This window comes from Bradyrhizobium sp. SUTN9-2, from assembly GCF_003122645.1.
GTDB classification, from domain to species: Bacteria; Pseudomonadota; Alphaproteobacteria; order Rhizobiales; family Xanthobacteraceae; genus Bradyrhizobium; species Bradyrhizobium yuanmingense.
Genome location: NZ_LAXE01000001.1, coordinates 5,748,258 through 5,773,409, shown reverse-complemented (window position 1 = coordinate 5,773,409; position 25,152 = coordinate 5,748,258). Strand labels below are relative to the sequence as shown.

Genomic DNA, 25,152 nt, shown 5'->3' with positions numbered 1-25,152 from the left:
GCGCGCGCTTTGAAAAGAACGAACTGAGGTCAAGGGAGAAGCCACATGTCCAATTCCAAAGATGCCGTCCGCAAGGTGCTTGACCAGGTCAAGGCGGACAATCGCACCAGCCTGACGGCCCCGGAAGGCAAGCTGGTCTGCGACGCCTACGGCATTCCGGTGCCGAAGGAGGGCGTGGCCAAGTCGGCGGGCGAGGCCGGCAAGATGGCTTCGTCCATGGGCTTCCCCGTCGTGATGAAGATCGTCTCGCCGGACATTCTCCACAAAACCGAAGCCGGCGGCGTCATCGTCGGCCTCAAGACGACCGAGGAGGCCGAGAAGGCCTACGAGACCATCCTCGGCAACGCAAAGAAATATAAGTCCGATGCCAAGATCGAAGGTGTGCAGGTGCAGCAGATGTTGGCCGGCGGAACCGAGGTCATCGTCGGCTCGATCACCGACGGCTCGTTCGGCAAGCTGGTCGCCTTCGGCCTCGGCGGCGTGCTCGTCGAGGTGCTCAAGGACATCACCTTCCGCCTCGCGCCGGCGACCAAGGAAGACGCGCTCTCGATGCTCGACGGCATCCAGGCGCACGAGATCCTGAAAGGCGTGCGCGGCGGCGAGCCGGTGAACCGCAACGCGCTCGCCGACGTCATCGTCAAGGTCTCGCAGCTCGTCACCGATTTCCCTGAGATCGTCGAGCTCGACCTCAACCCGGTGTTCGCGACGCCGAAGGATGCCACGGCCGCAGACGTCCGCATCGTGGTCGACTTCGCCTACAAGCCCAAGCCGAAGCCGCGTCCGACCGATGAGATCGTCGCGGCGATGAACCGCATCATGCAGCCGAAGGCGGTCGCCGTGGTCGGCGCCTCCGCGGAGGACGGCAAGATCGGCAATTCCGTGATGAAGAACCTCATCAACGGCGGCTACAAGGGCGAGATCTATCCGATCCATCCCAAGGCCGCCGAGATCCTCGGCTACAAGGCCTACAAGAGCGTCAAGGACGTGCCGGGTGTGATCGACGTCGCCGTGTTCGCAATCCCCGCGAAATTCGTCGCGGCCGCGCTGACCGAATGCGGCGAGAAGAAGATCCCGGGCGGGGTGCTGATTCCGTCGGGCTTCGCTGAAGCCGGTGCGCCGGAGCTGCAGGCCGAGATCGTCGAGGTCGGCAAGAAGTACGACATCCGTCTGATGGGGCCGAACATCTACGGCTTCTATTATACGCCCGCCAACCTCTGCGCGACCTTCTGCACCGCCTATGACGTCAAGGGCCATGCGGCGCTGTCGTCGCAATCGGGCGGCATCGGCATGGCCATCATCGGCTTCTCGCGCTCGGCCAAGATGGGCGTCTCGGCGATCGTCGGCCTCGGCAACAAGTCCGATATCGACGAGGACGATCTGCTCGCCTTCTTCGAGCAGGACCCGAACACCAATCTGATCGCCCAGCACTGCGAAGACCTCAAGGACGGCCGCGCCTTCGCGGAAGCCGCAAAGCGCGTGTCCAAGAAGAAGCCGGTGGTGGTGCTCAAGGCCGGCCGGACCTCGGCCGGCGCGAAGGCGGCGTCGTCCCACACCGGCGCGCTCGCCGGAAACGATCGCATCTATGAGGACGTGTTCAAGCAGTCCGGCGTGATCCGTGCCCGCTCACTTCGCCAGTTGCTCGAATTCGCCCGCGGCGTACCGGTGCTGCCGACGCCGAAGGGCGAGAACGTTCTCATCATCACCGGTGCCGGCGGCTCGGGCGTGCTGCTGTCGGACTCCTGCGTCGATAACGGCCTGTCGCTGATGTCGATGCCGCCGGATCTCGATGCGGCCTTCCGCAAGTTCATCCCGCCGTTCGGTGCGGCCGGCAATCCCGTGGATATCACCGGCGGCGAACCGCCGATCACCTACGTCAACACCGTGAAGCTCGGCCTGTCGGATGAGCGCATCCACGCGCTGATCCTCGGCTATTGGCACACCATCGTCACGCCGCCGATGGTTTTCGCCCGCAACATGGTCGAGGTGAAAAAGGAGATGGAGGCCAAGGGCTTCGTGAAGCCGATGGTCGCCTCGCTCGCTGGCGACGTCGAGGTCGAGGAGGCCGCCGAATATCTCTATCAGAACGGCATCCCGGCTTACGCCTATTCGACCGAGCTGCCGGTCGAGGTGCTTGGCGCCAAGTACAAGTGGGCACGCGGGGCAGGGCTGCTCTGAGCTGCGACTTCACCTCTCCCCGCTTGCGGGGAGAGGCCGAATTGCGAAGCAATTCGGGTGAGGGGACTCTCCACGAATCCATCTCTCACCGTCTTTGCGGAGACTCCCCTCACCCCGACCCTCTCCCCGCGAGCGGGGCGAGGGAGAACGGTCAGGTCGCGATGAGCAAGAACGTGATCCGGCGCAAATCGCTCGAGCCCAAATCGGCCTCGGAGGCCGATCACGAGAGCCGCGACGGTGGCGTGCAATCGGTCGACCGCGCGCTGTCGATCATCGAGACGCTGGCCGAGGACGACGAAGGCTATCGTCTGAGCGATCTCGCGATCCGCACCGGCCTGTCGGCGTCCACCGTGCACCGGCTGCTCGCAACGCTCGAAAGCCGCCGTTTCGTGCAGTTCGACCGTGGCGAATCCAAATGGCACGTCGGCGTGCGCAGCTTCACGGTCGGCGCCAGCTTTGCGCGGCGACGCAATTTCTCCGCACAGGCAATTCCATATTTGCGTAAGCTGCGCGATCTCACCCGCGAGACGGCCAATCTCGCCGTGGTCGACGATGAATTCATCATCGTGCTGACCCGCATGGAAAGCCGCGAGATCATGCGCTCGCTGACCAAGGTCGGTGGCCGCGTCCCCATGGTGACCTCCGGCGTCGGCAAGGCGGTGCTCGCAACCTATTCAGACGAGGATGTCGGCGCCGTCATCCGCCATCACGGCATGCCCCGCCTGACCGAGAAGTCGATCGTGCGCCCGAGCGACCTGTTCAGGGAGCTCGAGAAAATCCGCAAACAGGGCTTTGCCGTCGACGATGAGGAGGCGCAGATCGGCCTGCGCTGCGTCGCCGCGGTGGTATACAACGCGCTGGCCGAACCGCTTGCGGCGATCTCTGTTTCCGGCCTGACGAGCCGCGTCACCGACGAACGGTTGCCGGAGATCGGCCAGATCGTCCGGGACGTCGCGGCGGAACTGACTGCCGCGCTCGGCGGGGTGATCCCGGCGCCCCGCTGACCAAAAACCCTGAGGCATGTCACTGGACAGCATCGGCCGTTTTGGTTGATATGCGACCAAACGACACAATGCGGCAAACGTCCGCATGAGCCTGGAGATGCCCACATGTTCCGATTTCCCGTGCGCCTTGTCGGCGCAGCCGTCGCGTTGACTCTGGCGGCAGCCAATCCGGGCTTTGCCCAGCAGCTCGAGCTCAAGCTGATGGCGCCGGCGGCTCCGGGCGGAGGCTGGGACCAGACCGCGCGCTCGATGCAGCAGGCGCTGGTGGCTGCGGGCGTCGCCCGCAGCGTGCAGGTCACCAATGTTCCCGGTGCAGGTGGCAGCGTCGGCATCGCGCAGTTCGTCAACGGCGCCAAGGGCGACGGCAACCAGATGATGGTCAACGGCTTCGTCATGGTCGGCGCGCTCGCCATGAACAAGTCGCCGGTGACGCTGGAGCAGGTGACGCCGATCGCGCGCCTGACCGAGGAAATCCAGGTGATCGTGGTTCCCGCGAACTCACCGATCAAGACTGCGCAGGATCTGGCCGCCGCGGTGAAGGCCGATATCGCCAAGGTCACCTTTGCCGGCGGTTCGGCCGGCGGCGTCGACCACGTGATGGCGGCCTTGTTCGCCGGCGCCGTCGGTGCCGACGCCAAGAAGATCAATTACATCCCGTTCTCCGGCGGCGGCGAGTCGCTGGCGGCGATCCTCGGCGGCAAGGTCACCGCGGGCATTTCGGGGCTCAGCGAATATGAAGGGCAGATCAAGTCCGGCAAGCTGCGCGCGATCGGCGTGACCTCGGAGAAGCGCATCGCAGGCAGCGACATCCCCACGTTCAAGGAGCAGGGCATCGACCTCGTGATCGCCAATTGGCGTTCGGTGGTCGCGCCTCCCGGCATCACGCCGGAGCAGCGCAAGACCTTGAGCGATGCGGTCGAGAAGATGGTGAAGTCTGACGCCTGGAAAGAGATCCTCAAGCAGAAGGGCTGGGAGGATGCCTATCTCGGCGGCGATGCTTTTGCCGACTTCCTGAAGAAGGAAACGGCCCGGGTCACCGACGTGCTGAAATCGGTCGGCTTGGTCAAATCATGACCTCGGGCGATCCCGTCCAGCCGCCGCGGCGCGTCGACCGCGCCGGTCTCGTCATCGCGGCATCGCTTGCGGTGCTCGCGGTCGTGCTGGTCTGGGACGCGCGCGGCCTGCAATCTGCCGCGATGTACGGGATGGGGCCGGAGGCGATGCCGGTCGTGGTCGCCTGCGGCCTTGCGCTGCTTGCGATCGGCAATTTCGTGGACGCTCTGCGCGGCAATCTGCCGACACGCGAAAGCGCCGATCCCGTGCCTGTGGTTCTGATCCTCGTCGGTCTGGCGCTACTGATCGCCATCATCGGCTTTGGCGGCGGCTTCATCCTGGCGACCTCGGCCCTGTTCGTGACGACCTCGGCGGCCTTCGGGCGCCGTGCCATCCTCATCGACGCCATCATCGCTCTCGTGATGTCGACCCTCATCTATCTCGCGTTCGACCGGTTGTTGACGCTGAGCCTGCCTGCCGGCCCGCTGGAGCGACTGCTGTGATGGATACCTTTGCCGCGCTGGCTCACGGCATGGCGGTCGCCGTCCAGCCGATGAACCTGCTTTACGCGCTGATCGGCGTGTTCCTCGGCACGGCCGTGGGCGTTCTGCCCGGCATCGGCCCGGCATTGACGGTCGCGCTGCTGCTGCCAGTGACCTACAAGCTCGACCCCGGCGGTTCGCTGATCATGTTCGCCGGCATCTATTATGGCGGCATGTACGGCGGATCGACCACAGCGATCCTCATCAACACGCCGGGTGAAAGCGCCTCGATGGCGACCGCGCTCGAAGGCAACAAGATGGCCAAGGCCGGCCGCGGCGGGCCGGCGCTTGCGACCTCCGCAATCGGTTCCTTCGTCGCCGGCACCATCGCCACCATTGGCTTGGCCTTCCTTGCGCCATGGCTGGTCGATGTCGCCGTGCGCTTCGGTCCGGAGGATTATTTCGCGCTGATGTGCGTTGCCTTCGTCACGGTGTCGGCGACCTTCGGCGATTCCCCAATCCGCGGCCTGACCAGCCTGTTCATCGGTCTGACGCTCGGTCTCGTCGGCATCGACAAGTTGACCGGTCAGGCGCGGCTTGCGTTCGGCGTTCCTGAATTGCTCGACGGCGTTGAAGTCACAACGCTCGCGGTCGGCCTGTTCGCGGTGGGCGAGGCACTCTACGTCGCATCGCGCCGCCACCACACCGAGGAGAAGCTGGAGCCGGTGCGCGGCTCGCTGTGGATGACCAAGGAGGACTGGAAGCGGTCTTGGAAGCCCTGGCTGCGCGGCACCATGTTCGGCTTTCCGATCGGTGCGCTGCCGGCCGGCGGTGCGGAGATCCCGACCTTCCTGTCCTATTCGACCGAGAAGCGGCTGACGAAGCACCCCGAAGAGTTCGGCAAGGGCGCGATCGAAGGGGTCGCCGGGCCCGAAGCCGCCAACAACGCCTCCGCCGCAGGCACGCTGGTGCCGCTCTTGACGCTGGGCCTGCCGACTTCGGCGACCGCCGCGATGATGCTGGCGGGCTTCCAGCAATATGGTCTCAATCCGGGCCCGCTGCTGTTCGCCGAGCGGCCCGACCTCGTGTGGGGCCTGATCGCCAGCCTGTTCATCGCCAACATGATGCTATTGGTGCTCAATCTGCCGCTGGTCGGCCTGTGGGTGCGGCTGCTCGCGATCCCGCAGCCCTGGCTCTATGCCGGCATCCTGGTGTTCGCGACCATGGGCACCATCGCGGCAAAGCCGTCGGTGGTGGAATTGTCGATGCTCGCCGGTTTCGGCGTGCTCGGCTTCCTGATGCGCCGGTTCGATTTCCCGATCGCGCCCGTCGTGGTCGGCCTGATCCTGGGCCCGATTGCCGAAAGCCAGCTGCGCCGCGCGCTCGCGATCAGCCTCGGCGATCCCATGACGCTGCTGCAGAGCCCGATCTCGGCGACGCTCCTCGGCGTCGCGCTGATCGCGCTGGTGGCACCCTTCGTCTTGAAGGGGCTCGGGCGGTTCAAGGCGAATGAGGACTAGCGGAACTCATCAACGGCCAGTTTGCCCAATGCGTAAGCAAAGGTGCCGTTTTATTTGAGTTGCCCCTGCCGCCGTCGGGGGCAACCATCGCTGGGCTGTCCAATATCCGTGAGAGCCCCGATGACCAAACTCACCCGCTTCACCGTTGCTCCCCTGCACAGCATGACGCGGCGCTTGGCCGATGTTGCGTCGGCCCGCGTCGCGCCGGATCTCGTCGTCACGGGGGCGCGGGTGCTCTCGACCTATTCGGAGCGCATTCATCAGGGGCGGGAAGTCTGGATCACAGGCGGCCGCATCGCGGCGGTGAAACCGGCAGGCACAGCCAAGAAAGCCTGGAGCGATGTTCCGCTGTATGACGCCGCCGGTGGCATCATCGCGCCCGGCCTCGTCGATCCGCACATCCACATCGAATCCTCGATGGTGACGGCCTGCGCCTATGCCGAGGCTGCGTTGCTGAACGGCACCACCACGATCTTCTGCGACAGCCACGAGATCGGCAACGTCATGGACGTCGCCGGTGTGGAGGCGATGCTGGAAGATGCGCGCGAGGCGCCGCTGTCGATCTTCTTGACCGTGCCGAGCACGGTTCCCGCGACCTCGGCTGAACTGGAGACGGCGGGCGGCGACCTCACGCCGGACAAGATCGCCGGTCTGTTCGATCGCTGGCCCGAAGCGGTGGCGCTTGGCGAGAAGATGGATTTCGTGCCTGTCGCGATGGGCGACGAGCGCAGCCATGCCATCCTCTCCGCAGCCTTAAAGCGGGGGCGTCCCGTTTCCGGGCATGTCTACGGCCGCGAATTCGTTGCGGCCTATGCGGCATCCGGCGTCACCGACACCCATGAGGCGATCGACCGCGACATCGCCGATGACCTGCTCGATGCCGGCGTCTGGGTATTTTTGCGCGGGGGACCGCCGACTACGCCCTGGCACTCGCTGCCGCAAGCGATCCGAACAATCACCGAGCTCGGGGCCTCGCACAAGCGCACCGCCGTGTGCACGGACGATCGTGACGCCGATGATCTCGTGCTGTTCGGTCTCGACTGGGTCGTGCGGGAAGCCGTGAAAGCGGGGATGTCGCCCGAGCAGGCCTGGTCAATGGGCTCTCTGCATGGCGCGACCCGCTTCGGGATGGAAGGCGATATCGGCGGGCTTGGCGGCGGCCGCCGCGCCGATCTCGTGCTGATGGACGATCAGCTCGAGCCACAATGCACCTGGTATGGTGGCGAGCTCGTGGTCGAGCACGGCAAGATCACCCCGCGTCTCGATCAGGCGCTGTCGCATCGCTACCAATATCCCAAGGGAGCCTATGCGACCGTCAAGCTGCCGCAGACCATGAAGCTGACGCCCGAATTGCCGGCCAAGGCCTGCACCGTCAACGCCATCAAGACCGCGCTGCCTGGCATCACGCTGATCCACGAGAAGGTCGCGATCGAACCCGCAAAAGACTGGCCGTCGCTGTTCGCGCGCTACGGTCTCTGCTTCGTCGCCGTGGTCGAGCGTCATGGCAAATCCGCCGGGAACGTTGCCCATGGGCTCCTGAAGGATTTCGGCCTGAAGCGCGGCGCGGTCGCCTCCAGCGTCGGACACGACAGCCACAATCTCATCGTCGCTGGCACCAACGAGGGCGACATGCAGGTCGCCATCGCCGCCATCAAGGAGCGGCAGGGCGGCGTCTGCGTCGTCGCCGACGGCGAGGTGAGGGCGCTGGTTCCGCTGCCGATCGCAGGACTCCTGTCCGACAAGCGTGTCACCGAAGTGGCGGAAGAGGTGAAGGTGCTGAAGAAGGAATGGGCCGAGGCCGGCTGCACCATCCCGTACATGGGCTTCAATTTGATTCCGCTATCGGTCATTCCGGAAATTCGCATCACCGACAAGGGCCTCGTGCTGGTGCCGCAGATGCAGCTGGCGCCGCTGTTCGAGTGATCTGCTTTCACGCATCTGTTGATCTAACCGATTGACACGTCCACGATTTTCTCGTGGTTGCCGCATCGTGGAAAATAAAATCGGTCTCGTTGAGATCGGCTTCTGCGTATCTGATGATCTCGCTCGCTGACGCAATTTGAGCGAGGTCCGATATGGCGAAGATGCGAGCTGTCGATGCGGCCGTGCGTATCCTGGAGAAGGAAGGTATATCGACGGCCTTCGGTGTTCCCGGCGCTGCAATCAATCCACTTTACTCGGCGCTGAAGAAGCGCGGCTCGATCCGCCACATCCTGGCGCGCCATGTCGAGGGCGCTTCGCACATGGCCGAAGGCTATACACGCGCCAAGGCCGGCAATATCGGGGTCTGTATCGGCACCTCCGGGCCGGCTGGCACCGACATGATCACCGGTCTTTACTCCGCGATCGCCGATTCCATCCCGATCCTCTGCGTCACCGGGCAGGCGCCGCGCGCGCGGCTCTACAAGGAGGATTTCCAGGCGGTCGACATCGAGTCGATTGCAAAGCCTGTCACGAAGTGGGCACTGACGGTACGTGAGCCGGCGCTGGTGCCGCGTGTGTTCAGCCAAGCCTTTCACGTGATGCGCTCAGGCAGGCCGGGGCCGGTGCTGATCGACATGCCCCTCGACGTGCAGCTGGCCGAGATCGAGTTCGACGACGAGACCTACGAGCCGCTGCCGGTCTACAAGTCCGCCGCGACGCGCAAGCAGGTCGAGAAGGCGCTGGAGATGCTCAACGCCGCCGAACGGCCGCTGATCGTCGCGGGCGGCGGCATCATCAACGCCGACGCCTCGGACCTGCTGGTCGAGTTCGCCGAAATCGCCAACATACCCGTCGTGCCGACGCTGATGGGATGGGGCGCGATCCCCGATGATCACGTGCTGATGGCCGGCATGGTGGGTCTCCAGACCAGCCACCGCTATGGTAATGCCACGCTGCTGGAGTCCGACTTCGTGCTCGGCATCGGCAATCGCTGGGCCAACCGCCACACCGGCTCGGTCGAGACCTACACCAAGGGTCGCAAATTCGTTCACGTGGACATCGAGCCGACGCAGATCGGGCGCGTGTTCAATCCCGATCTCGGCATCGTCTCGGACGCAAAGGCCGCGCTCGAACTGTTCGTCGCCGTCGCCAGGGAGTGGCGGCGGTCAGGCAGGCTCCGCGAGCGCCAGGCGTGGCCTGCGGCCTGCCGCGACCGCAAGAAGACGATGCTGCGCAAGAGCCATTTCGACAACGTCCCGATCAAGCCGCAGCGCGTCTACGAGGAAATGAACAAGGCGTTCGGCCGCGACACCACCTATGTCACCGTGATCGGCCTGTCGCAGATCGCCGGCGCGCAGTTCCTCGGCGTCTACAAGCCCCGCAACTGGATCAATGCCGGGCAGGCGGGGCCGCTCGGCTGGACGCTGCCGGCCGCGCTCGGCGTGCGCGCGGCGTGCCCGGAGCGCGAGATCGTCGCGCTCTCCGGCGACTACGATTTCCAGTTCCTGATCGAGGAGCTCGCGGTCGGCGCGCAGTTCAATCTGCCCTACATCCACGTCGTCGTGAACAATTCCTATCTCGGCCTGATCCGACAGGCCCAGCGCGGCTTCGACATGGACTATCACGTCCAGCTCTCCTTCGAGAACATCAACGCGCCCGAGATCGGCGTCTACGGCGTCGACCATGTCGCGGTCGCCGAAGGCCTCGGCTGCAAGGCCATCCGCGTCACCGACCCGAAGGACACGCAGGCAGCGTTTGCGACCGCCCGCGAATTGATGGCCAAGCACCGCGTGCCTGTGGTGGTCGAGTTCATCCTCGAACGGGTCACCAATATCGCGATGGGCACGGAGATCGACAACATCGTCGAGTTCGAGGAGGTGCTGGACCTTCCGCTCGACGAAGTCGAGACCACGCGCGTGCTGCAGCCGGCGGAATAGGGGAAGAAGCACCATGCCGAAATTTGCCGCCAATCTCACCATGCTCTTCAACGAGATGCCGTTCCTCGACCGCTTTGCGGCGGCGAAGGCGGCGGGCTTTGCCGGGGTCGAATATCTCTTCCCCTATGATTTCGACAAGGCGCAGCTGCGCGAGCAGCTCGAGGCGCATGGCTTGACGCAGGTGCTGCACAATCTCCCCGCCGGCAACTGGGCGGGGGGCGAGCGCGGCATTGCGATCCTGCCCGACCGCATCGCCGAATTCCGCGACGGCGTGTTCCGCGCGATCGATTATGCCAGGGCGCTCGATTGCGAGCAGCTCAACTGCCTCGTCGGCATCGCCCCTGTCGACGCCGATCCGCACGAGCTTCGGGAGACGCTGGTCGGGAATCTGCGTTTTGCAGCTTCGTCGCTGGCGCGAGAGAACATCAAGCTATTGGTCGAGCCCATCAACACGCTCGACATTCCCGGCTTCTTCCTCAACGGCACCGAGCAGGCGGTGCAGCTGATCTCCGAGGTGAGATCGAACAACCTCTTCATCCAGTACGACATCTACCACATGCAGATCATGGAAGGCGATCTCGCCCGCACCATGCAGGAATATCTGCCTCAGATTGCTCACGTCCAACTTGCCGACAATCCCGGCCGTCACGAGCCCGGCACCGGCGAGATCAACTATCCCTTCCTGTTCCGCCACCTCGACGCGATCGGCTATCGCGGCTGGATCGGCTGCGAATACAAGCCGCGCACCACGACGCTGGAGGGCCTGTCGTGGCATGCGGCACAGACGTTTGAGACCTGAGAATATTGCCACGTCGGCGGTGCGCTCCCTCTCCCGCTAGCGGGAGAGGTGCACCGAGTGCGCGGATGAATTTTGCTACTTCAACTGTGAGAAATCAAACATGACCAACATCGGCTTCATCGGACTTGGCACCATGGGACGGCCGATGGCCGGCCATCTCCTGGCCGCGGGCCATCGCGTTCTCCTGCATGACGTTGCGCCGATCGCGCCAGAGCTGATGTCCGCGGGCGGCATCGCCTGCACATCCGCCAGCAAGGTCGCGGAGCACGCGGACGCGGTCATCATCATGGTGCCGGATACGCCGCATGTGGAGGCCGTGCTGTTCGGCAAGGAGGGTGTCGCTAGCGGCATCTCCAAGGGCAAGATCGTCGTCGACATGAGCTCGATCTCGCCGCTGGCGACGAAGGAGTTTGCGAGGAAGATCGAGGCGCTCGGCGCCGATTATCTCGATGCGCCGGTGTCGGGCGGGGAGGTCGGCGCCAAGGCGGCGAGCCTCACCATCATGGTCGGCGGGCCCGAGCGGGCCTTTGGCACCATGAAGCCGATCTTCGACAAGATGGGCAAGAACGTCACGCATGTCGGCGCCAACGGCGACGGGCAGACGACAAAGGTTGCCAACCAGATCATCGTCGCGCTCACCATCGAAGCCGTGAGCGAGGCCCTGTTGTTCGCATCCAAGGCCGGTGCGAATCCCGCGCTGGTGCGCAAGGCGCTGATGGGCGGCTTCGCGTCCTCGCGAATTCTGGAGGTGCATGGCGAGCGCATGGTGAAGCGCAATTTCGATCCTGGCTTCCGCATCGAGCTGCACCAGAAGGATCTCAATCTCGCGCTCGAAGGTGCGCGTGCACTCGGCCTGTCGCTGCCGAGCACGGCGGTGGCGCAGCAATTGTTCTCGTCCTGCACTGCACATGGCGGCAAGGCCTGGGATCACTCCGCCATGGTGCGGGCGCTGGAACTGATGGCGGGGCATGAGATCGCCAGGGCCTGAACTGTTACGCGGTAACACTGTCCAGTGATGCATCTTTCGTCGCAGGGGAACCGGAACAATGCTCCGGCCCCGCGGGTTGAAGGCGCAGGACAATCACTGGAGACAAAACACCATGAAAACCCGTCTTGCGATTACGTTGGCTGCAGCGTCGCTGCTGGCGTCGAGCGCAGCCTTTGCTCAGTCGACGACCGAACAGGGCGCCAGGGACGGCGCGCGTGCAGGTGGCGACATCGGCGGCCCGATCGGTGCAATGGTTGGCGGCACCGTGGGTGCAGCCGTCGGCGCCGGTCTCGAAATTCCGAATGCGGTCCTCGGCGGAATTCCTCGCAGCGACTCCGTCGTGGTCCAGGAGCGCGTCGTGGTCGGCGAGCCGCTGCCTCCGACCGTGGTGCTGCGGCCGGTGCCGAACTACACCGAATATCGCTATGCGGTCGTGAACGATCGCCGTGTGATCGTCGAGCCGCGCACGCGCCGCGTGGTCAAGATCATCGACTGATCGACGCAATTCTTTGTGCTGAGCAGGGCCCTGCGGAGCATCACTCCGCGGGGCCTTCGCTTGTCATGGCGGAGCTGGTGCGAAAGCGCGAGAGTAGCCGGTCTGCGGCGGCGGCGAGTGCAAAGCCGAGGCACGCGGTGGCAGCATCGACCAAAAAATCCACCAGCCGCGCGTGACGGCCGGGTGCCCAAAATTGCATCAGCTCGAGAACGCCGATCAGGACGACCGCGGCCGCTGCGCTCAGTAGGCGCCGGCGTGGATAGGCGAGGCCGAAGGCCAATCCCACCATGACGAAGGCAAGCGCATGTTCGCCGTCCTGACCGAGGTCGGAATGGGGGCGAAGGCCGGGAGGACCGAGGGTGGCGAACGTAACGGCAGCGGCGAGCAGCCAGGCAAAGGTACGAATGAACATCCGGGTCGCTTAGCACGAATTTGGTCGGGTTGTCGCGAGGCTCGTATCAGATCGCCGTGTAGTTAATGACAAAAATGTTAAAGCGGATCGCGCACGCCGAGGCCATGCATGAAGCGTTCCCGGATCTGCACGGGGTCGCGCCGGGTGGTGCCCACGCCGGGCTTGTCGTCGATCCTGACCGCGATCAGGATCGGCTCGGAAGCGGCCATGGCGTCGTCGACCAGCCGCTCGAAATCTTCCTCGTCCGCGGCCCAGGCGCTGCTCGCAAGACCAGAGCCAATGGCAATGGCGACGATGTCGGCAACGTTCGCTGCCGGCGTCGGCTGCGCCCCGGTGATTTGGTAGATGCCGTTGTCCATCACGATCATCGTGAGGTTCTTCGGCTTCAAGGCTGCAATCGTCGAGATCGCACCGAGCTGCATCAGGAGCGAGCCGTCGCCTTCGAGCGCGAAGACGCGGCGGTCGGGCTGCGCCAGCGCCACGCCGAGCGCGATCGGAAAGGCGAGTCCCATGCTGCCCAGCATGTAGAAGTTCTGCGGGCGGTGGCCGGCGGCCCACAGATCGAAATTGGTGTTGCCGATGCCGCCGATCACGGCTTCCTCGTGCTTCAGCTTCGCGATCAGCCGCGAAGTGACGTCGAAGCGGTTCATCACCTTGGTGTTGCCAGTGTTCATCGTCGGCCTCACTTGTCGAAGACCTTGCCGCCCGTCAGCAGCGGGTTGAGGATCAACGCCACCGGCGCCTGCGTGGTGACGGCCTGCTTGATCGAGCGGTCGGCGATGAATTCGAGCTCGTCGAGCCGGGTGATGGTGTGATGCTCCAGCGCCAGCGAATTCAGCACCGGTCGCATGGTGCGGCAGACCAGGGACTGGCCGTAGTTGAATTCGCCGAGCGTGCCGCGCTCAGAGACGAGCATGATCAGCGGAATCTGGTAGGGCACTGCGAGCGAGGCCAGCACGTTTGCGAGCGTCGCAAAGCCGGAGGTCTGCATCAGCACCGCGCCGCGCCGACCGCCCATCCAGGCGCCGGCGACGATGCCGACGGCCTCTTCCTCACGGGCGGTCGCGAAAGTGGTGAAGAAGGGATCGGCGTGCAGGTTCTTGATCAGCGGCGTCAGCACGCGGTCCGGCACGTAAGGGATCAGGTTGATCTCGTTCCGCTTCAAGGTTTGCAGGACGATGCCGTGCCAGCTTCCGTCGCTGCTCCCCTGCGGCTGCTGTTCCGCAATCGCCATCGCGCTCTCCCTGGGGCCGCGCATGCTTCTTGGTTCTTGCTGTCGCGGCGGTCTGCCGAACTTGACGCGGGCAGCGGGATTGTCAACATGTCCGCGCCGTCACCGTGATCTGCGCCAGCAGGCCTGCCGTGGCCGGCACCGCCATGGCATAAGCGGCGACAACCAGAACACGGGAGGGGCATAGGAGGGCGCGCATCGCGCTGACCTTGCGGATCTCCCGCGAACGAGCCGGAAGGGTCCTGATGTCCGTCAACAACAAGCGCGTCGTCTACTCCAATTATTTGGCCAATCCGATCTATATCGATATTCTGAAGGCCCGGCCCGACGTCCGGCTCGATCGCATCGAAAACCGAAGCCCCGAGGATGTCTATGGGCCGCTCCTCGGCGCTGCCCACGTCTACCAGGTCGGCGCCGCCCGCGATGAGCTCGCCCCGCATTTCCATGTCGATGCCGCCTTTCTGAAGCGGACGCCGAATTTGCTGCTGGTCTCCAGCAACGGTGCCGGCTTCGATCCCGTCGACGTCGAGGCCTGCACGGAGGCAGGCGTCGTAGTCGTCAACCAGTCCGGCGGCAACGCCCATTCGGTCGCCGAACACGCGCTGGCGATGATGCTGACGCTGTCCAAGCGCATCATCCAGTCGGATCGCCGGCTGCGCCGCGAGCGCGACGTGAACCGCAACGATCTCGTCGGCAACGAGGTCGAGGGCAAGACCGTCGGCATCATCGGCCTCGGTAATGTCGGCCGGCGCATCGCCGCCTTGTGCAAGGGCCTGCTCGGCATGACAGTGCTTGCCTACGATCCGTATTTGTCGGCCGAGGTGATGGCCGAGCGGGGCGGGGAGAAGGTCGAGCTCGACGAGCTGTTGCGCCGCGCCGATTTCGTCTCGATCTCATGCCCGCTCAACAAGGGCAGCCGCAACTTGATCAGCACACGCGAATTCGCGCTGATGCAGCCGCATGCCTATTTCATCACCACCGCACGCGGCTTCATCCACGACGAGGACGCGCTGCTGCAGGCGCTGCGCGACAAGCGCATCGCCGGTGCCGGCCTCGACGTCTGGTCCAAGGAGCCGCCGCCGCCGGAGCATCCGCTGCTCCAGTTCGACAACGTGCTGGCGAGCCCGCACACGGCAGGCGTCACCATCGAGGCGCGCCAGAACATGGGCCGGATCGCCGCCGAGCAGGTGCTGGATGTGCTCGACGGCAAGCGCCCGCCGCGCATCATCAATCCCGAAGCCTGGCCGCGCTATGCCGAGCGCTTCAAGCAGGCTTTTGGCGTGACGCCGGGGTAGGGCGCGCGAAGCCCAGTCGCGCGCCGATCCTTGGTTATCAGGATGAAAACGGAGAGCGGTGGATTTTACTGATGGCGTGAATGAGCGCGTATGACCTCTCCTGTAGATCAGGGAGCATGAGCATACTTTCGATTGCGACATCCGGACTTTCTGCGGCGAGTTTGCGCGTGAACGTGGCGGCGAGCAATATCGCCAACATCAGGACGACCGGCCCACTACCCGCGTCAGGCGGGTCGAGCGCATCGGCCGGTGCGGGCATTGCTCCAACGTTTCCTGCAGCCTACGTGCCCTTGCGGGTCGATCAGGTCTCCCAGTCGAGCGGTTCGACGCCGGGCGGTACGGTTGCGACCGTATCGACGGTATCGCCGAGCTATACCGCGCAATCCGACCCGAGCGCTCCCTTCGCAAACCAGGACGGCCTGGTGGCAGCGCCGAATGTCGATCTTGCTAGCGAATTCGCTCAGCTGGTGACCGCAAAATACAGCTTCGTGGCCAATGCGAAGGTCATTCAGGCCTACGCCGAGACGCAAGACACGCTCCTCGACATCAAGGCGTGAGGGCTGACGTCGGCCGTGTCTCGCCAGCCTGGGCCACTACCCCAGCTTTGCGCCGAGCTGCTGGAACACGGCCTCGCAGGTCATGAGGTCGAGATGGCCGCCGCCCGCGTTCTTGAAGAACGTGATGTCGGACGGTGACGTTCGCCCCTGCACAAGGCCGCCGACGAGGTCGTAGAGGTCGCCGAGGACGTCCGTCTCGCTGATCGCGCCGCTCGCGATCGGCTGCAGGATGTCGCCGACGCCGTGGAAGGCGGATTCCCGCCGGTCCACGAAGACGCGGGAGCGCTTGGCCGCCTCGTCATCAGCCTCCCGGGTTTGCGGTGTGTAGCCGCCGACGAGGTCCAGATGCGTGCCCGGCCGCAGATTGCGGCCCTTGATCAGCGGCTGATGCGCGCGGGTGCAGGTGGTAATGACATCGGCCTCGCGCGTCGCGGCGTCGAGATCCGTGATTGCTTCCGCCTTGATGCCGGCCTTCGCCAAGCGCTGAGCGAGATCCACACCCCGGTCCGGGCTGCGATTCCAGATCAGAACGCGCTCCAGTGACGGCCGCACGGTGCGATGACCCCGGATCAGCCATTCGGACATCTCGCCGGCCCCGACGCAGAGCAGCGTCTCGGGATCGGGCGGGGCGAGCAGTTTCGTGGCCAACGCGGAGTCGGCTGCGGTGCGCCAATGCGTGATCTCGGTCCCGTCCATCGCCGCCAGCGGCCGGCCGTTGGTGCCGTCGAACAGCACGCACACGGCCTGCACCGCCGGCATCCTGCCTTCGGCCAGATTGGCCGGAAAGCTGGTGAACATCTTGCTGGCCATGTATCGGCCGGAATCGACGGCGCTGCGGATGACGTATTGCCCCCTCTCGTCTCCAAGGAAGGCGTCCAGCACCTCCATCTTCGGCCGGCGATGCGCTTCTTCGAGGGCCGCAATCAGGATCGGAAAGGTCAGAGCCTTCGTGACTTCGGTATCGGAGACAAAGTGCAAGGCAAGTTCCTCATTGGCGACCGGCATTTGCCCATAAACCCGCGCGGCAGGTTCCGCAACGAATCTTCCGCCGGGACTGGACAAGCCTTGATCCGCGTCAAAATCTCCTTTCCCCGTCCGGCCTAAATGGGACTAGAGTGCCGGCGGGCAGGCAGGGAGGTCCCATGTCAACTTATGTCGTCAGGTTCATGAAGGACGTGCTCGGCGAATACGGCCGGCAATGCGAGGTCTGCCAAGGCACGCTCGAGATCGACGCCGCCGACGAGGACGAGGCCAGGGAACGGGCGAAAGCGAGGTTCTGCAAGGACCAGGCGTTGCATCACTGGTCACTGCATGCCGACCGCATCCATGTCAGACCCGCCGACTTCCCGTCGTAGCGACTAGCGCCCGGGTGCCGTGACGGGCGGGGGCGTCGTCGTCCCCGCGCCGAGCGAGCGTTGCACCAAGACGGTGTTGGACCAGCGGCCGTGGCGGTAGGCAACGCCGCTGAGCAGGCCGGCGCGTGCGAAACCGAACCGCTCGTGCAGCGCCAGCGAGGGCGCGTTATCTGCATCGATATAGCCGATCATCTGGCGGAAGCCGGCCGCCGCGCAGGCGTCGATCAATTCCTGCAGCAACAGCCGTCCGACCCCGCGGCCGAGATGGGCGTGGTGGACGTAGATCGAGTGCTTGGCGGTGTAGCGATAGGCCGGCCTTTTGCGGAACAGCACGGCATAGGCATAGCCGACGACCTCGCCGCGCCAGGTCGCAACCAGATGCGGTAGGCGGGTCTGCTTCAGGTTCTTGCGCCGGTCGCGCAGATCGTCCGGCTCCGGCGCACCGGTTCCTTCGACATCGCGCGGCACGCCGCTGCGGACGTGATGGCGGTAGATCGCCAGCATCGCCTCGATGTCGCTTTCGCGTGATGGCCGAACCAGGACGGGTTCATCGCTCGCGCGCGCAGCTGCTTCGTTCATCGGCACCTACTCGGTCACGACATAAGTGTAGAGCCCGATGCGCCCATTCGCATCGACCTCCTTGTAGACGCCCTGGATCTCGACGTCGAAGCCCGGAAATGTGTTGAAGCAGGTCTCGAACATCTTGAGATAATCGATCATGGGCTTGGCTCGTTCCGTCAGCCGCTCGCCGGGCACGATGGTGGCGATGCCGGGCGGGTAGACCACGAACGGCGTGGTCGCGATTCGGCCCGCGATCGCCTCGATCGGGAGGTAGTCGACGTCGTTCTTGAACAGATAGCGCGCGGCATCGCGGGGCGACATCGCGATCTCGGGCATATGCTCGGGCATGAACTGCCGCGCCTGGAGCGCGCTGACATCGGCGGTGCGGAAGAAACGGTGCATCTCGCCGCAGAGGTCACGCAGCCGTGCACCGGCGTAGCGCGCCTGCCGCCTCTGATAGAATTCGGGGATGACGTCGGCGAGCAGCGCATTGTCGTCGTGCAGTCGCTTGAACGCGACGAGGCCGGAGATCAGCGTGCCCGCCTTGCTCGCCTCGACGCCGGGCGTGAGCAGGAAGAGCAGGGAGTTGAGGTCGTTCTTCTCGGGGACGATGCGGTTCTCGCGCAGATATTGCGCGACGACCGGCGCGGGAATGCCGTGCTCGGCATAAGCTCCCGTCGCACGATCGAACCCGGGCGTGAGCAGCGTCAGCTTGTTCGGATCGGTCATGGCAAAGCCTTCCGCGAGATCGGGAAAGCCGTGCCAGTTGGTATCCGGGGAGAGCTGCCACAGCGCGGGGTTGGTGGCGAGCTCGTCGGTCGAGAGGGTCTCCCAGGCGACGTTATGCGCCGCGCCGGGACGGCTGACATCGGCAATGGCGACGCGATCGGGAACGAAGGGCTCGAAGAACCAGCGGCGATCCGGGTTCTGCTCCTTCTCCTCGAACTCCTGGCGCATCGCGCGGATCTTCTTGCGCAGCTCGATGCCGAGCCGGATCGTGTCGTCCCACAGCACTTCGCCGGAGCGGCCCTTCATCATCTGTGCGCCGACGTCGAGCGAGGCGAACAGCGGGTAGAACGGCGAGGTCGAGGCGTGCTGCATGAAGCTCTCGTTGAAGCGGCGGTGCTCGACGCGACGCTTCTGGCCGCGGATATGGCGGTCCTTGATGTGGATCTGCGAGGCCTGCGAGAAGCTTGCCAGCTGCTTGTGGGTCGACTGCGTCGCGATGATGCCGGGGGCGTCGGGCGAGAGATTTACCAGCCCCATGGCGAAGCGGCCGGCATAAAGGGGGTGGAATTTCATGAAGCCGGCCCAAGCCTCGTCGAACAGGATGTAGTCGCAGAGATGGCCGATACGCTTGATGATCATCTCGGCGCTGTGGATCGAGCCGTCATATGTGCACTGCTCGACCACGGCGACACGGAACGGCCGCTCCTTGCGCCAAGCGTCGCGATCGTTCACCAGGGGATGGTTGCGGATCGCCTCGCGCAAGCTCTTCTCTTCGAGCCGGTCCCAGCGCATCGGGCCGATCAGTCCCCAGGCGTTGCGAACGGTCGGCACATAGACCGGGATGCCGCCATTGATCATCAGCGCGCCGTGATGGGCGGCCTTGTGGTTGTTGCGGTCGAACAGCACGAGATCGCCGTCGGTGACGAGGGCGCCCAGCGCGACCTTGTTCGAGGTCGAGGTGCCGTTGAGCACGAAATAGGTCTTTTCCGCACCGAAGATCGCCGCCGCTTCCTTCTGCGCCCTCAGCGCCGGGCCCTCATGGGTGAGGAGGTCGCCGAGGTCGAGCACGGAATTGTCAAGGTCGTCGCGGAACACGGATTCGCCGAGATGCTCGACGAACACGCGCCCGATCGGGCTGCGGTTGTAGAACACGCCGCCATTGTGGCCCGGGCAGGTCCAGAGCTGGTTGCCTTCCTCGGCATAGTCGACCAGCGCGCCGAAGAACGGCGTCTTCAGCGTCTCGGCATATTGCTTCAGCCGGCTGATCAGGTTCTTTGCGATGAAGGTTGGCGTCTCCTCGGACAGGAAGACATAGCCGTCGATGAAATCGAGCACCTCGACCGGCAAATCCTCGAACCGCTTGCGGCGGATCAGGAGGATGATCGGGAAGTCGAGGCCGCGGCGGCGCATCAGATTGATCAGCGCCGAGGTCTTGCCTTCCAGGCCCTTCTTGCCCCAGTCCACCACCATGCAGCCGATCGCGGCATCGGTCTGCACCGCCATCTCGGCATCCTCCAGCTTGCGGGCCCGGACCACCTCGAAGCCGGAGCGCTGGATCTCCTCGATGATCTGGTTGAAGCGGACGCCTTCGAGATCGTCGGCATCGAACACAGGGGACGCGAACAGGAAGTTGAAGCGCTTGAAATAGTCCATGGCAGGTCCCGAATGTGCAGGAAGATACAGCTCTCTGCACATTCGATGACATCTGGATGACATGCCCGAGTGCTGCGGCAAGGTTAGCCTGACGCTTCACTCCAGCAGCTTGTCCAGTGTGATCGGGAAGCGCCGGATGCGCTTGCCGGTGGCATGATAGACGGCGTTCGCAATTGCGGCCGGGACGCCGACGATGCCGATCTCGCCGAGCCCCTTGATTCCCAACCGGTTGATGCGGTCGTCGGGCTCGTCGACGAAAATGACGTCAATGTCGTGGACGTCGGCGTTCACGGGAATGTGGTATTCGGCAATGTTCGCGTTCATGATGCGGCCGAAGCGGTGATCCATCACCGTTTCCTCGTGCAGCGCCATTCCAATACCCCAGACCACCCCGCCCATGATCTGGCTGCGGCCGGTCTTGGTGTTCAGGATGCGCCCGGCCGCGACCGCATTCACGATCCGGGTGACGCGGATAATTCCCAGCTCCTCGTCGATCTTCACCTCCGCGAAGACCGCCGAATGTGTGTTGCGGGCGTGCGATTTATCCTCCGCGAATTGGTTGAGCTTCTCCTTTTCGATCCGCTCGAGCTTGCTGTGGCGCATGACATCCGCAATCGAGACAGCGGCCCCGCGACCGTCGCTGCTGGCGATCATGCCGTCAGTCAGGGTGACGTCGGCGGCGTCGAGGTCAGCGAGCGGTGAGCCCGGCATGGCCTTGGCAAGACGTGCGAGTTCCCAGCGAATTTCTTCGGCCGCTCCCAAGACCGCATGCGCGCTTGATGCCGCCATCCAGGAGCCGCCCTCGACGGGGGCTTGCGGCAAGGTCGAATCGGCGAGCCGGACGCTGATATTCTCGATCGGCAGCCCGAGGGCATCGGCCGCGACCTGCGCCACGATGGTGTACGTGCCGGTGCCGATATCGGACGCGGCGCAGGAGACCTCGGCATGGCCGTTGGCCGTCAGCACGATGCGGACGGCGACCGGCATCTGCAGCGCCTCCCACACCCCAGTCGCCATGCCCCAGCCGACCAGTTCCTTGCCGTCTCGCATGGAACGCGGCGCCGGATTACGCCGGCTCCAGCCGAACGCTTCGGCGCCGCGGGCGTATCCCTCGCGCAGCTGCTTGCTGGTGTAAGGCAGGCCTTGGCTCTGGTCGCGATCCGAGTAGCACCTCAGGCGCAGCTCGACCGGATCGAGCTTCAGCGCGACGGCCAATTCGTCCATGGCGCATTCGAGTGCGCACACGCCCGTTGCCGCACCCGGCGCGCGCATGTCGGAGGGCGTCGAAACGTCGAGGTCGACCAGCTTATGGGAAAAGTTGCTGTTAGGACTCTTGTAAAGCTGCTCGGCCCAGCCCGTATCGTTGCGCGAAAAATCCTCATAACGTGAGGTCACGGCAACGGCTTCGTGGGTGATCGCATCGAGCGTGCCGTCCGGCTTTGCACCGAGCGCAACGCGCTCGATGGTCATGGGACGATAGCCGAGGCCATACATCTGTTGCCTCGTCAGCACGACGCGGACGGACCGCTTCAGTGCGAGCGCGGCAAGGGTTGCCAGCACCACCTGGTGCTGCGGCCGCAGGCCCGAGCCGAAGGCGCCGCCGACATAAGGCGAGATCACGCGGATGTCGTCCGGTTCCTTGCCGAAAACACTGCAGAGAAACTTCTGGACGTTCTGGACGCCCTGCGTCTTGTCGTAGACCGTGAGCCCGCCACTGCCGTTCCAGACGGCTGTCGTCGCGAAGAGCTCCATGGGGTTGTGGTGCTCGGTCGGAATGACGTAATCCGCCTCGTGGCGCACGGCCGCGCGCGTCAGGGCTGCTGCGGCATCACCACGCGGCTTGTGCGGTTGATCCACTTTCTCGGCCTTGCCGCGTTCGGATTCAAGATCGGTCGAAAACGCCTCCTGCTCATATTCGACGCGAACGCGGGTTGCGGCGAACTTGGCGATCTCCCAGTCCTCCGCGACGACCAGTGCGATCGGCTGGCCGTTGAACTTGACCCTCTCATCATAGAGCGGCCGGAACGGCGAGCCCTTCTCCGGCGCCACCTCATCCTTCCAGGCTTCGTCCTTGTCGGCGAGGGGCGGCCGATGTTCATGCGTGAGCACGTCGACCACGCCCTTCACCTTCAGCGCCTCGCTGGTATCGAGACGAGCGACGCGCCCACGCGCGATGCTGGCCTCGACGACGAAGCCGTGAAGGAGACCGTCTGCTGCGAATTCGCCGGCATATTTGGCGGCCCCGGTGACCTTGGCGCGGCCGTCGACGCGCGACGTTGGTGTTCCGACATAGGCGTTCATCGGGTCCTCATGCGATCTTCTTGTGAGCTTGTGATTGCGGCGTGGCGCTTGCGGCCTGCATCAGCGCACGCACGACGGCTCGGCGCGCCAGGTCGATCTTGAACCCGTTGTGGGAGCGTGCCGTCGCTCCCTGCAGCAGCAGGTCGGCGGCGCGCCCGAAATGATCCGGTGTTGCCGCCTGACCGCGCAATGCGGCTTCGGCCTCGAGGCTTCGCCAGGGCTTGTGGGCCACGCCACCGAGCGCAAGGCGCGCTTCGCTGATCGCGTTGCCCTCCAGGTCGACCGCGGCCGCGACCGAGACCAGAGCAAAGGCGTAGGACAGCCGGTCGCGGATCTTCAGATAGCTGTAGTTCCGGGCAAAGCCGTTCGGCGGCAGCTCGATGGCGATAATGATCTCGCCGCTGCCGAGATTGGTATCGAGATGAGGCTTGTCGTCAGGAAGCCGATGGAAATCCGTCAGCGCGATGGTGCGCTGCCCCGAGGGGCGTGCGATATGTACGAGCGCGCCGAGCGCGGCCAGCGCCACGCTCATGTCGGATGGATTGGTCGCGATGCAGGAGTTGCTGGTGCCGAGGATGGCATGGTTGCGGTTGAGGCCATCGACGGCCGAGCAGCCCGTGCCGGGGCTTCGCTTGTTGCAGGGTGTCGTGGTGTCATAGAAGTAGGGGCAGCGCGTACGTTGCATCAGATTGCCGCCGACCGAGGCCATGTTGCGCAGTTGCGCGGAGGCGCCGGCCAGTATGGCGCTGGCAAGGAGGGGATAGCGCTGCTCGATCAACGGATGGTAGGCGAGGTCCGAATTCGGCACCAAGGCGCCGATGCGCAGACCGCCGTCCGCTGTCTCCTCGACGTCGCGGAGCGGCAGGCGAGAGATGTCGATCAGCCGGGAGGGCCGTTCGACGTTCTCCTTCATCAGATCGATCAGGTTGGTGCCGCCGGCGATCAACTTCGCACCGGGATCGGCGGCGAGCAGGCGGATGGCGTCGGCAACATCGCTTGCGCGGGAATATTGGAAGTTGTTCATGACCGGCTCATTGCCTGCTCGATCGCAGCCACGATGTTGGGGTAGGCACCGCAGCGACAGAGGTTTCCGCTCATCAGCTCCCGGATCTCATCCGCATCGCGCGCACGGCCTTCGGCCAACAGGCCCGCGGCAGAGCAAATCTGCCCCGGCGTGCAATAACCGCACTGAAAGGCATCGTGGTCGATGAAGGCCTGTTGCAGAGGATGCAGCGCGCCGTCCCTGGCCAAGCCTTCGATGGTCGTGATCTCGGCGCCATCCTTCATGACGGCCAGGGTCAGGCAGGAATTGACCCGTCTTCCGTCGATCAGCACGGTACAGGCACCGCATTGGCCGTGATCGCAGCCTTTTTTGGTGCCGGTCAGTTGCAGACGGTCACGTAGCGCATCCAGAAGCGTGGTCCATGGCATGACCTCGAGCGCGCGGCTTTCGCCATTGACGACGAGGTTGATCGGAATGCGCTCGGGGATCGTAAGGTCGGCCATGGTGTATTTCCCTGCGGAAAGGCCGAGCCGGGCAAATTGTGCAAATGACGCGAGACTGCGTTGCCGCCGCTGGCCGATAGCGCCCAACGGATGACGAGTTGCTTGGTTCCCAATCGGTTCTCCCGATCGGATCGACGAGATCAGCGCTTGGTCTCGCCGAACACCACGGTCGGCACCGCGCGGTTGACGATCTCGCGCAGCGCGAAGCTCGATTGCACCCGCGCGACGCGGGGCAGGCGGGACAGCTCGGTGCGATGGATGCGCTCGAAATCCTGGATGTCGCGGGCGAGCACGATCAGGATGTAGTCGTCCGTCCCCGACATCAGGAAGCAGCGCACGACAGAGGGGCATTTCGTCACCTCTGCCTCGAACGCCTTCAGTGCCTCGTCGCTCTGGCTCTCCAGCGCGATGCGAACCAGCACCGTGGTGGTGAGGCCGAACTGGGCCAGGTCGAGCGCGGCCTGGTAGGCCTGGATGTAGCCGTCATCCTCCAGCGCCTTCTGCCGCCGCGCCAGCGCCGTGCTCGACAAGCCGATCTTGTTGGCAAGCTCGGTGTGGCTGGCTCGCGCATTGGTCGTGAGTTCCGCGAGGATGGCGAGGTCTTTCCGGTCGAGGGCCAAGGTTTCGTTTCCAGCGTCAAAGGACCATTTCGCGCCGGAAACCGGCGCGGGCGCTGCCAAGGTAGCGGATATTTGCACGAAACCAAACCGACCCTCTCGCTACGATCAACAATGGAATCAAAGCATTGGCGAGGGAGATCAAGATGCGCGTCGGAGTCCCGAAGGAGATCAAGGTGCAGGAATATCGGGTCGGGCTCACCCCAGGTGCGGTCCGCGAATACGTTGCCGCCGGGCACCAGGTGACGGTCGAGAGCGGCGCCGGCAGCGGCATCGGTGCGTCCGACGAGGTGTACCGGCGGGCAGGGGCGTCCATTGCCGAGACCGCTCGCGAGATCTTTGCAAAGTCCGACATGATCGTGAAGGTGAAGGAGCCGCAGAAGAGCGAATGGGCTCAGCTTCGCGAAGGCCAGATCCTTTTTACTTACCTTCATCTTGCGCCGGATCCCGACCAGGCCAAGGGCCTGCTTGCTTCCGGCTGCACCGCAATCGCCTATGAAACCGTCACGGACGCGAGCGGTCACCTCCCGCTGCTCGCCCCGATGAGCGAAGTCGCCG

General features: G+C 64.6%; 23 protein-coding genes and 1 pseudogene. 14 read left to right on the top strand and 10 right to left on the bottom strand.

The window, feature by feature from the left end:
• Window positions 1–45: 45 nt before the first annotated feature.
• The 10 genes from XF30_RS26820 to XF30_RS26775 all read left to right on the top strand — a co-directional run bounded on the left by XF30_RS26820 (window position 46) and on the right by XF30_RS26775 (window position 12,377).
• A complete protein-coding gene (locus XF30_RS26820; protein WP_109144339.1) occupies window positions 46–2,175 on the top strand; it encodes an acetate--CoA ligase family protein in 2,130 nt (709 codons plus the stop codon).
• 161 nt (window positions 2,176–2,336) lie between these two features.
• On the top strand, window positions 2,337–3,179 hold the full coding sequence (locus XF30_RS26815) for an IclR family transcriptional regulator (protein WP_036023338.1): 843 nt from the start codon (window positions 2,337–2,339) through the stop codon (window positions 3,177–3,179).
• A gap of 105 nt (window positions 3,180–3,284) precedes the next feature.
• On the top strand, window positions 3,285–4,253 hold the full coding sequence (locus XF30_RS26810) for a Bug family tripartite tricarboxylate transporter substrate binding protein (protein WP_036023339.1): 969 nt from the start codon (window positions 3,285–3,287) through the stop codon (window positions 4,251–4,253).
• Window positions 4,250–4,735, top strand: a complete 486-nt coding sequence (locus XF30_RS26805; protein WP_109144338.1) for a tripartite tricarboxylate transporter TctB family protein — start codon at window positions 4,250–4,252, stop codon at window positions 4,733–4,735. Before XF30_RS26810 ends, XF30_RS26805 begins: the two co-directional genes overlap by 4 nt.
• A complete protein-coding gene (locus tag XF30_RS26800; protein WP_036023341.1) occupies window positions 4,735–6,234 on the top strand; it encodes a tripartite tricarboxylate transporter permease in 1,500 nt (499 codons plus the stop codon). The genes XF30_RS26805 and XF30_RS26800 overlap by 1 nt, the downstream gene beginning before the upstream one ends.
• 120 nt (window positions 6,235–6,354) lie before the next feature.
• Window positions 6,355–8,157, top strand: coding sequence for an adenine deaminase (locus XF30_RS26795; protein WP_109144337.1), 1,803 nt, complete (start codon window positions 6,355–6,357; stop codon window positions 8,155–8,157).
• A 152-nt stretch (window positions 8,158–8,309) separates the two neighbouring features.
• On the top strand, window positions 8,310–10,094 hold the full coding sequence (gene gcl, locus XF30_RS26790) for a glyoxylate carboligase (RefSeq protein ID WP_036005633.1): 1,785 nt from the start codon (window positions 8,310–8,312) through the stop codon (window positions 10,092–10,094).
• A 13-nt stretch (window positions 10,095–10,107) separates the two neighbouring features.
• Window positions 10,108–10,893, top strand: a complete 786-nt coding sequence (gene hyi / locus XF30_RS26785; RefSeq protein WP_036005630.1) for a hydroxypyruvate isomerase — start codon at window positions 10,108–10,110, stop codon at window positions 10,891–10,893.
• 100 nt (window positions 10,894–10,993) lie between these two features.
• Window positions 10,994–11,881 carry a 2-hydroxy-3-oxopropionate reductase gene (locus tag XF30_RS26780; protein ID WP_109144336.1) on the top strand — a complete coding sequence of 296 codons (888 nt, stop codon included), beginning with the start codon at window positions 10,994–10,996 and terminating at the stop codon, window positions 11,879–11,881.
• A 112-nt stretch (window positions 11,882–11,993) separates the two neighbouring features.
• Window positions 11,994–12,377, top strand: a complete 384-nt coding sequence (locus XF30_RS26775; RefSeq protein ID WP_036005622.1) for a DUF1236 domain-containing protein — start codon at window positions 11,994–11,996, stop codon at window positions 12,375–12,377.
• 40 nt (window positions 12,378–12,417) lie between these two features.
• Here the strand turns inward: XF30_RS26775 and XF30_RS26770 are convergent, their stop codons facing one another.
• From XF30_RS26770 to XF30_RS26760, 3 genes are all read right to left on the bottom strand, one after another.
• Window positions 12,418–12,789, bottom strand: a complete 372-nt coding sequence (locus XF30_RS26770) for a VanZ family protein (protein WP_036005619.1) — start codon at window positions 12,787–12,789, stop codon at window positions 12,418–12,420.
• Window positions 12,790–12,866: 77 nt separating this feature from the next.
• Window positions 12,867–13,463: a thiamine pyrophosphate-dependent enzyme gene (locus XF30_RS26765; protein ID WP_192893266.1), complete on the bottom strand. Its 597-nt coding sequence runs from the start codon at window positions 13,461–13,463 to the stop codon at window positions 12,867–12,869.
• An 8-nt stretch (window positions 13,464–13,471) separates the two neighbouring features.
• Window positions 13,472–14,023: a thiamine pyrophosphate-binding protein gene (locus XF30_RS26760; RefSeq protein WP_109145862.1), complete on the bottom strand. Its 552-nt coding sequence runs from the start codon at window positions 14,021–14,023 to the stop codon at window positions 13,472–13,474.
• Between the two features lie 242 nt (window positions 14,024–14,265).
• On the opposite strand from XF30_RS26760, the gene XF30_RS26755 reads away from it, so the two are divergent.
• Together XF30_RS26755 and XF30_RS26750 are read left to right on the top strand one after the other, a co-directional pair.
• On the top strand, window positions 14,266–15,315 hold the full coding sequence (locus XF30_RS26755; RefSeq protein WP_109144334.1) for a hydroxyacid dehydrogenase: 1,050 nt from the start codon (window positions 14,266–14,268) through the stop codon (window positions 15,313–15,315).
• 116 nt (window positions 15,316–15,431) lie between these two features.
• Window positions 15,432–15,872 (top strand): flagellar basal body rod protein FlgC, encoded by a 441-nt coding sequence (locus tag XF30_RS26750; protein ID WP_109144333.1) that lies wholly within the window; start codon window positions 15,432–15,434, stop codon window positions 15,870–15,872.
• A gap of 36 nt (window positions 15,873–15,908) precedes the next feature.
• Here the strand turns inward: XF30_RS26750 and XF30_RS26745 are convergent, their stop codons facing one another.
• Window positions 15,909–16,850: an ornithine cyclodeaminase family protein gene (locus XF30_RS26745; protein WP_109145861.1), complete on the bottom strand. Its 942-nt coding sequence runs from the start codon at window positions 16,848–16,850 to the stop codon at window positions 15,909–15,911.
• Between the two features lie 164 nt (window positions 16,851–17,014).
• On the opposite strand from XF30_RS26745, the gene XF30_RS38685 reads away from it, so the two are divergent.
• Window positions 17,015–17,227, top strand: a complete 213-nt coding sequence (locus tag XF30_RS38685; protein ID WP_036005605.1) for a hypothetical protein — start codon at window positions 17,015–17,017, stop codon at window positions 17,225–17,227.
• A gap of 3 nt (window positions 17,228–17,230) precedes the next feature.
• Here XF30_RS38685 and XF30_RS26735 read toward each other — a convergent pair whose 3' ends face one another.
• The 6 genes from XF30_RS26735 to XF30_RS26710 form a co-directional block, all read right to left on the bottom strand.
• A complete protein-coding gene (locus XF30_RS26735; RefSeq protein ID WP_192893265.1) occupies window positions 17,231–17,806 on the bottom strand; it encodes a GNAT family N-acetyltransferase in 576 nt (191 codons plus the stop codon).
• Between the two features lie 6 nt (window positions 17,807–17,812).
• Window positions 17,813–20,170 carry an Orn/Lys/Arg family decarboxylase gene (locus tag XF30_RS26730; protein WP_109144331.1) on the bottom strand — a complete coding sequence of 786 codons (2,358 nt, stop codon included), beginning with the start codon at window positions 20,168–20,170 and terminating at the stop codon, window positions 17,813–17,815.
• A 96-nt stretch (window positions 20,171–20,266) separates the two neighbouring features.
• Window positions 20,267–22,471, bottom strand: a complete 2,205-nt coding sequence (locus tag XF30_RS26725) for a xanthine dehydrogenase family protein molybdopterin-binding subunit (RefSeq protein WP_109144330.1) — start codon at window positions 22,469–22,471, stop codon at window positions 20,267–20,269.
• Between the two features lie 7 nt (window positions 22,472–22,478).
• The gene (locus tag XF30_RS26720; protein ID WP_109144329.1) at window positions 22,479–23,495 is read right to left on the bottom strand and encodes an FAD binding domain-containing protein; all 1,017 of its coding nucleotides are present in this window, start codon (window positions 23,493–23,495) and stop codon (window positions 22,479–22,481) included.
• Window positions 23,492–23,977 (bottom strand): (2Fe-2S)-binding protein, encoded by a 486-nt coding sequence (locus XF30_RS26715; RefSeq protein ID WP_109144328.1) that lies wholly within the window; start codon window positions 23,975–23,977, stop codon window positions 23,492–23,494. The genes XF30_RS26720 and XF30_RS26715 overlap by 4 nt, the downstream gene beginning before the upstream one ends.
• 140 nt (window positions 23,978–24,117) lie before the next feature.
• Window positions 24,118–24,597: an Lrp/AsnC family transcriptional regulator gene (locus XF30_RS26710; protein ID WP_025035213.1), complete on the bottom strand. Its 480-nt coding sequence runs from the start codon at window positions 24,595–24,597 to the stop codon at window positions 24,118–24,120.
• A gap of 143 nt (window positions 24,598–24,740) precedes the next feature.
• Between XF30_RS26710 and XF30_RS26705 the strand changes: the two are divergent.
• Window positions 24,741–25,152: pseudogene (locus XF30_RS26705) on the top strand (alanine dehydrogenase); the annotation flags it as partial.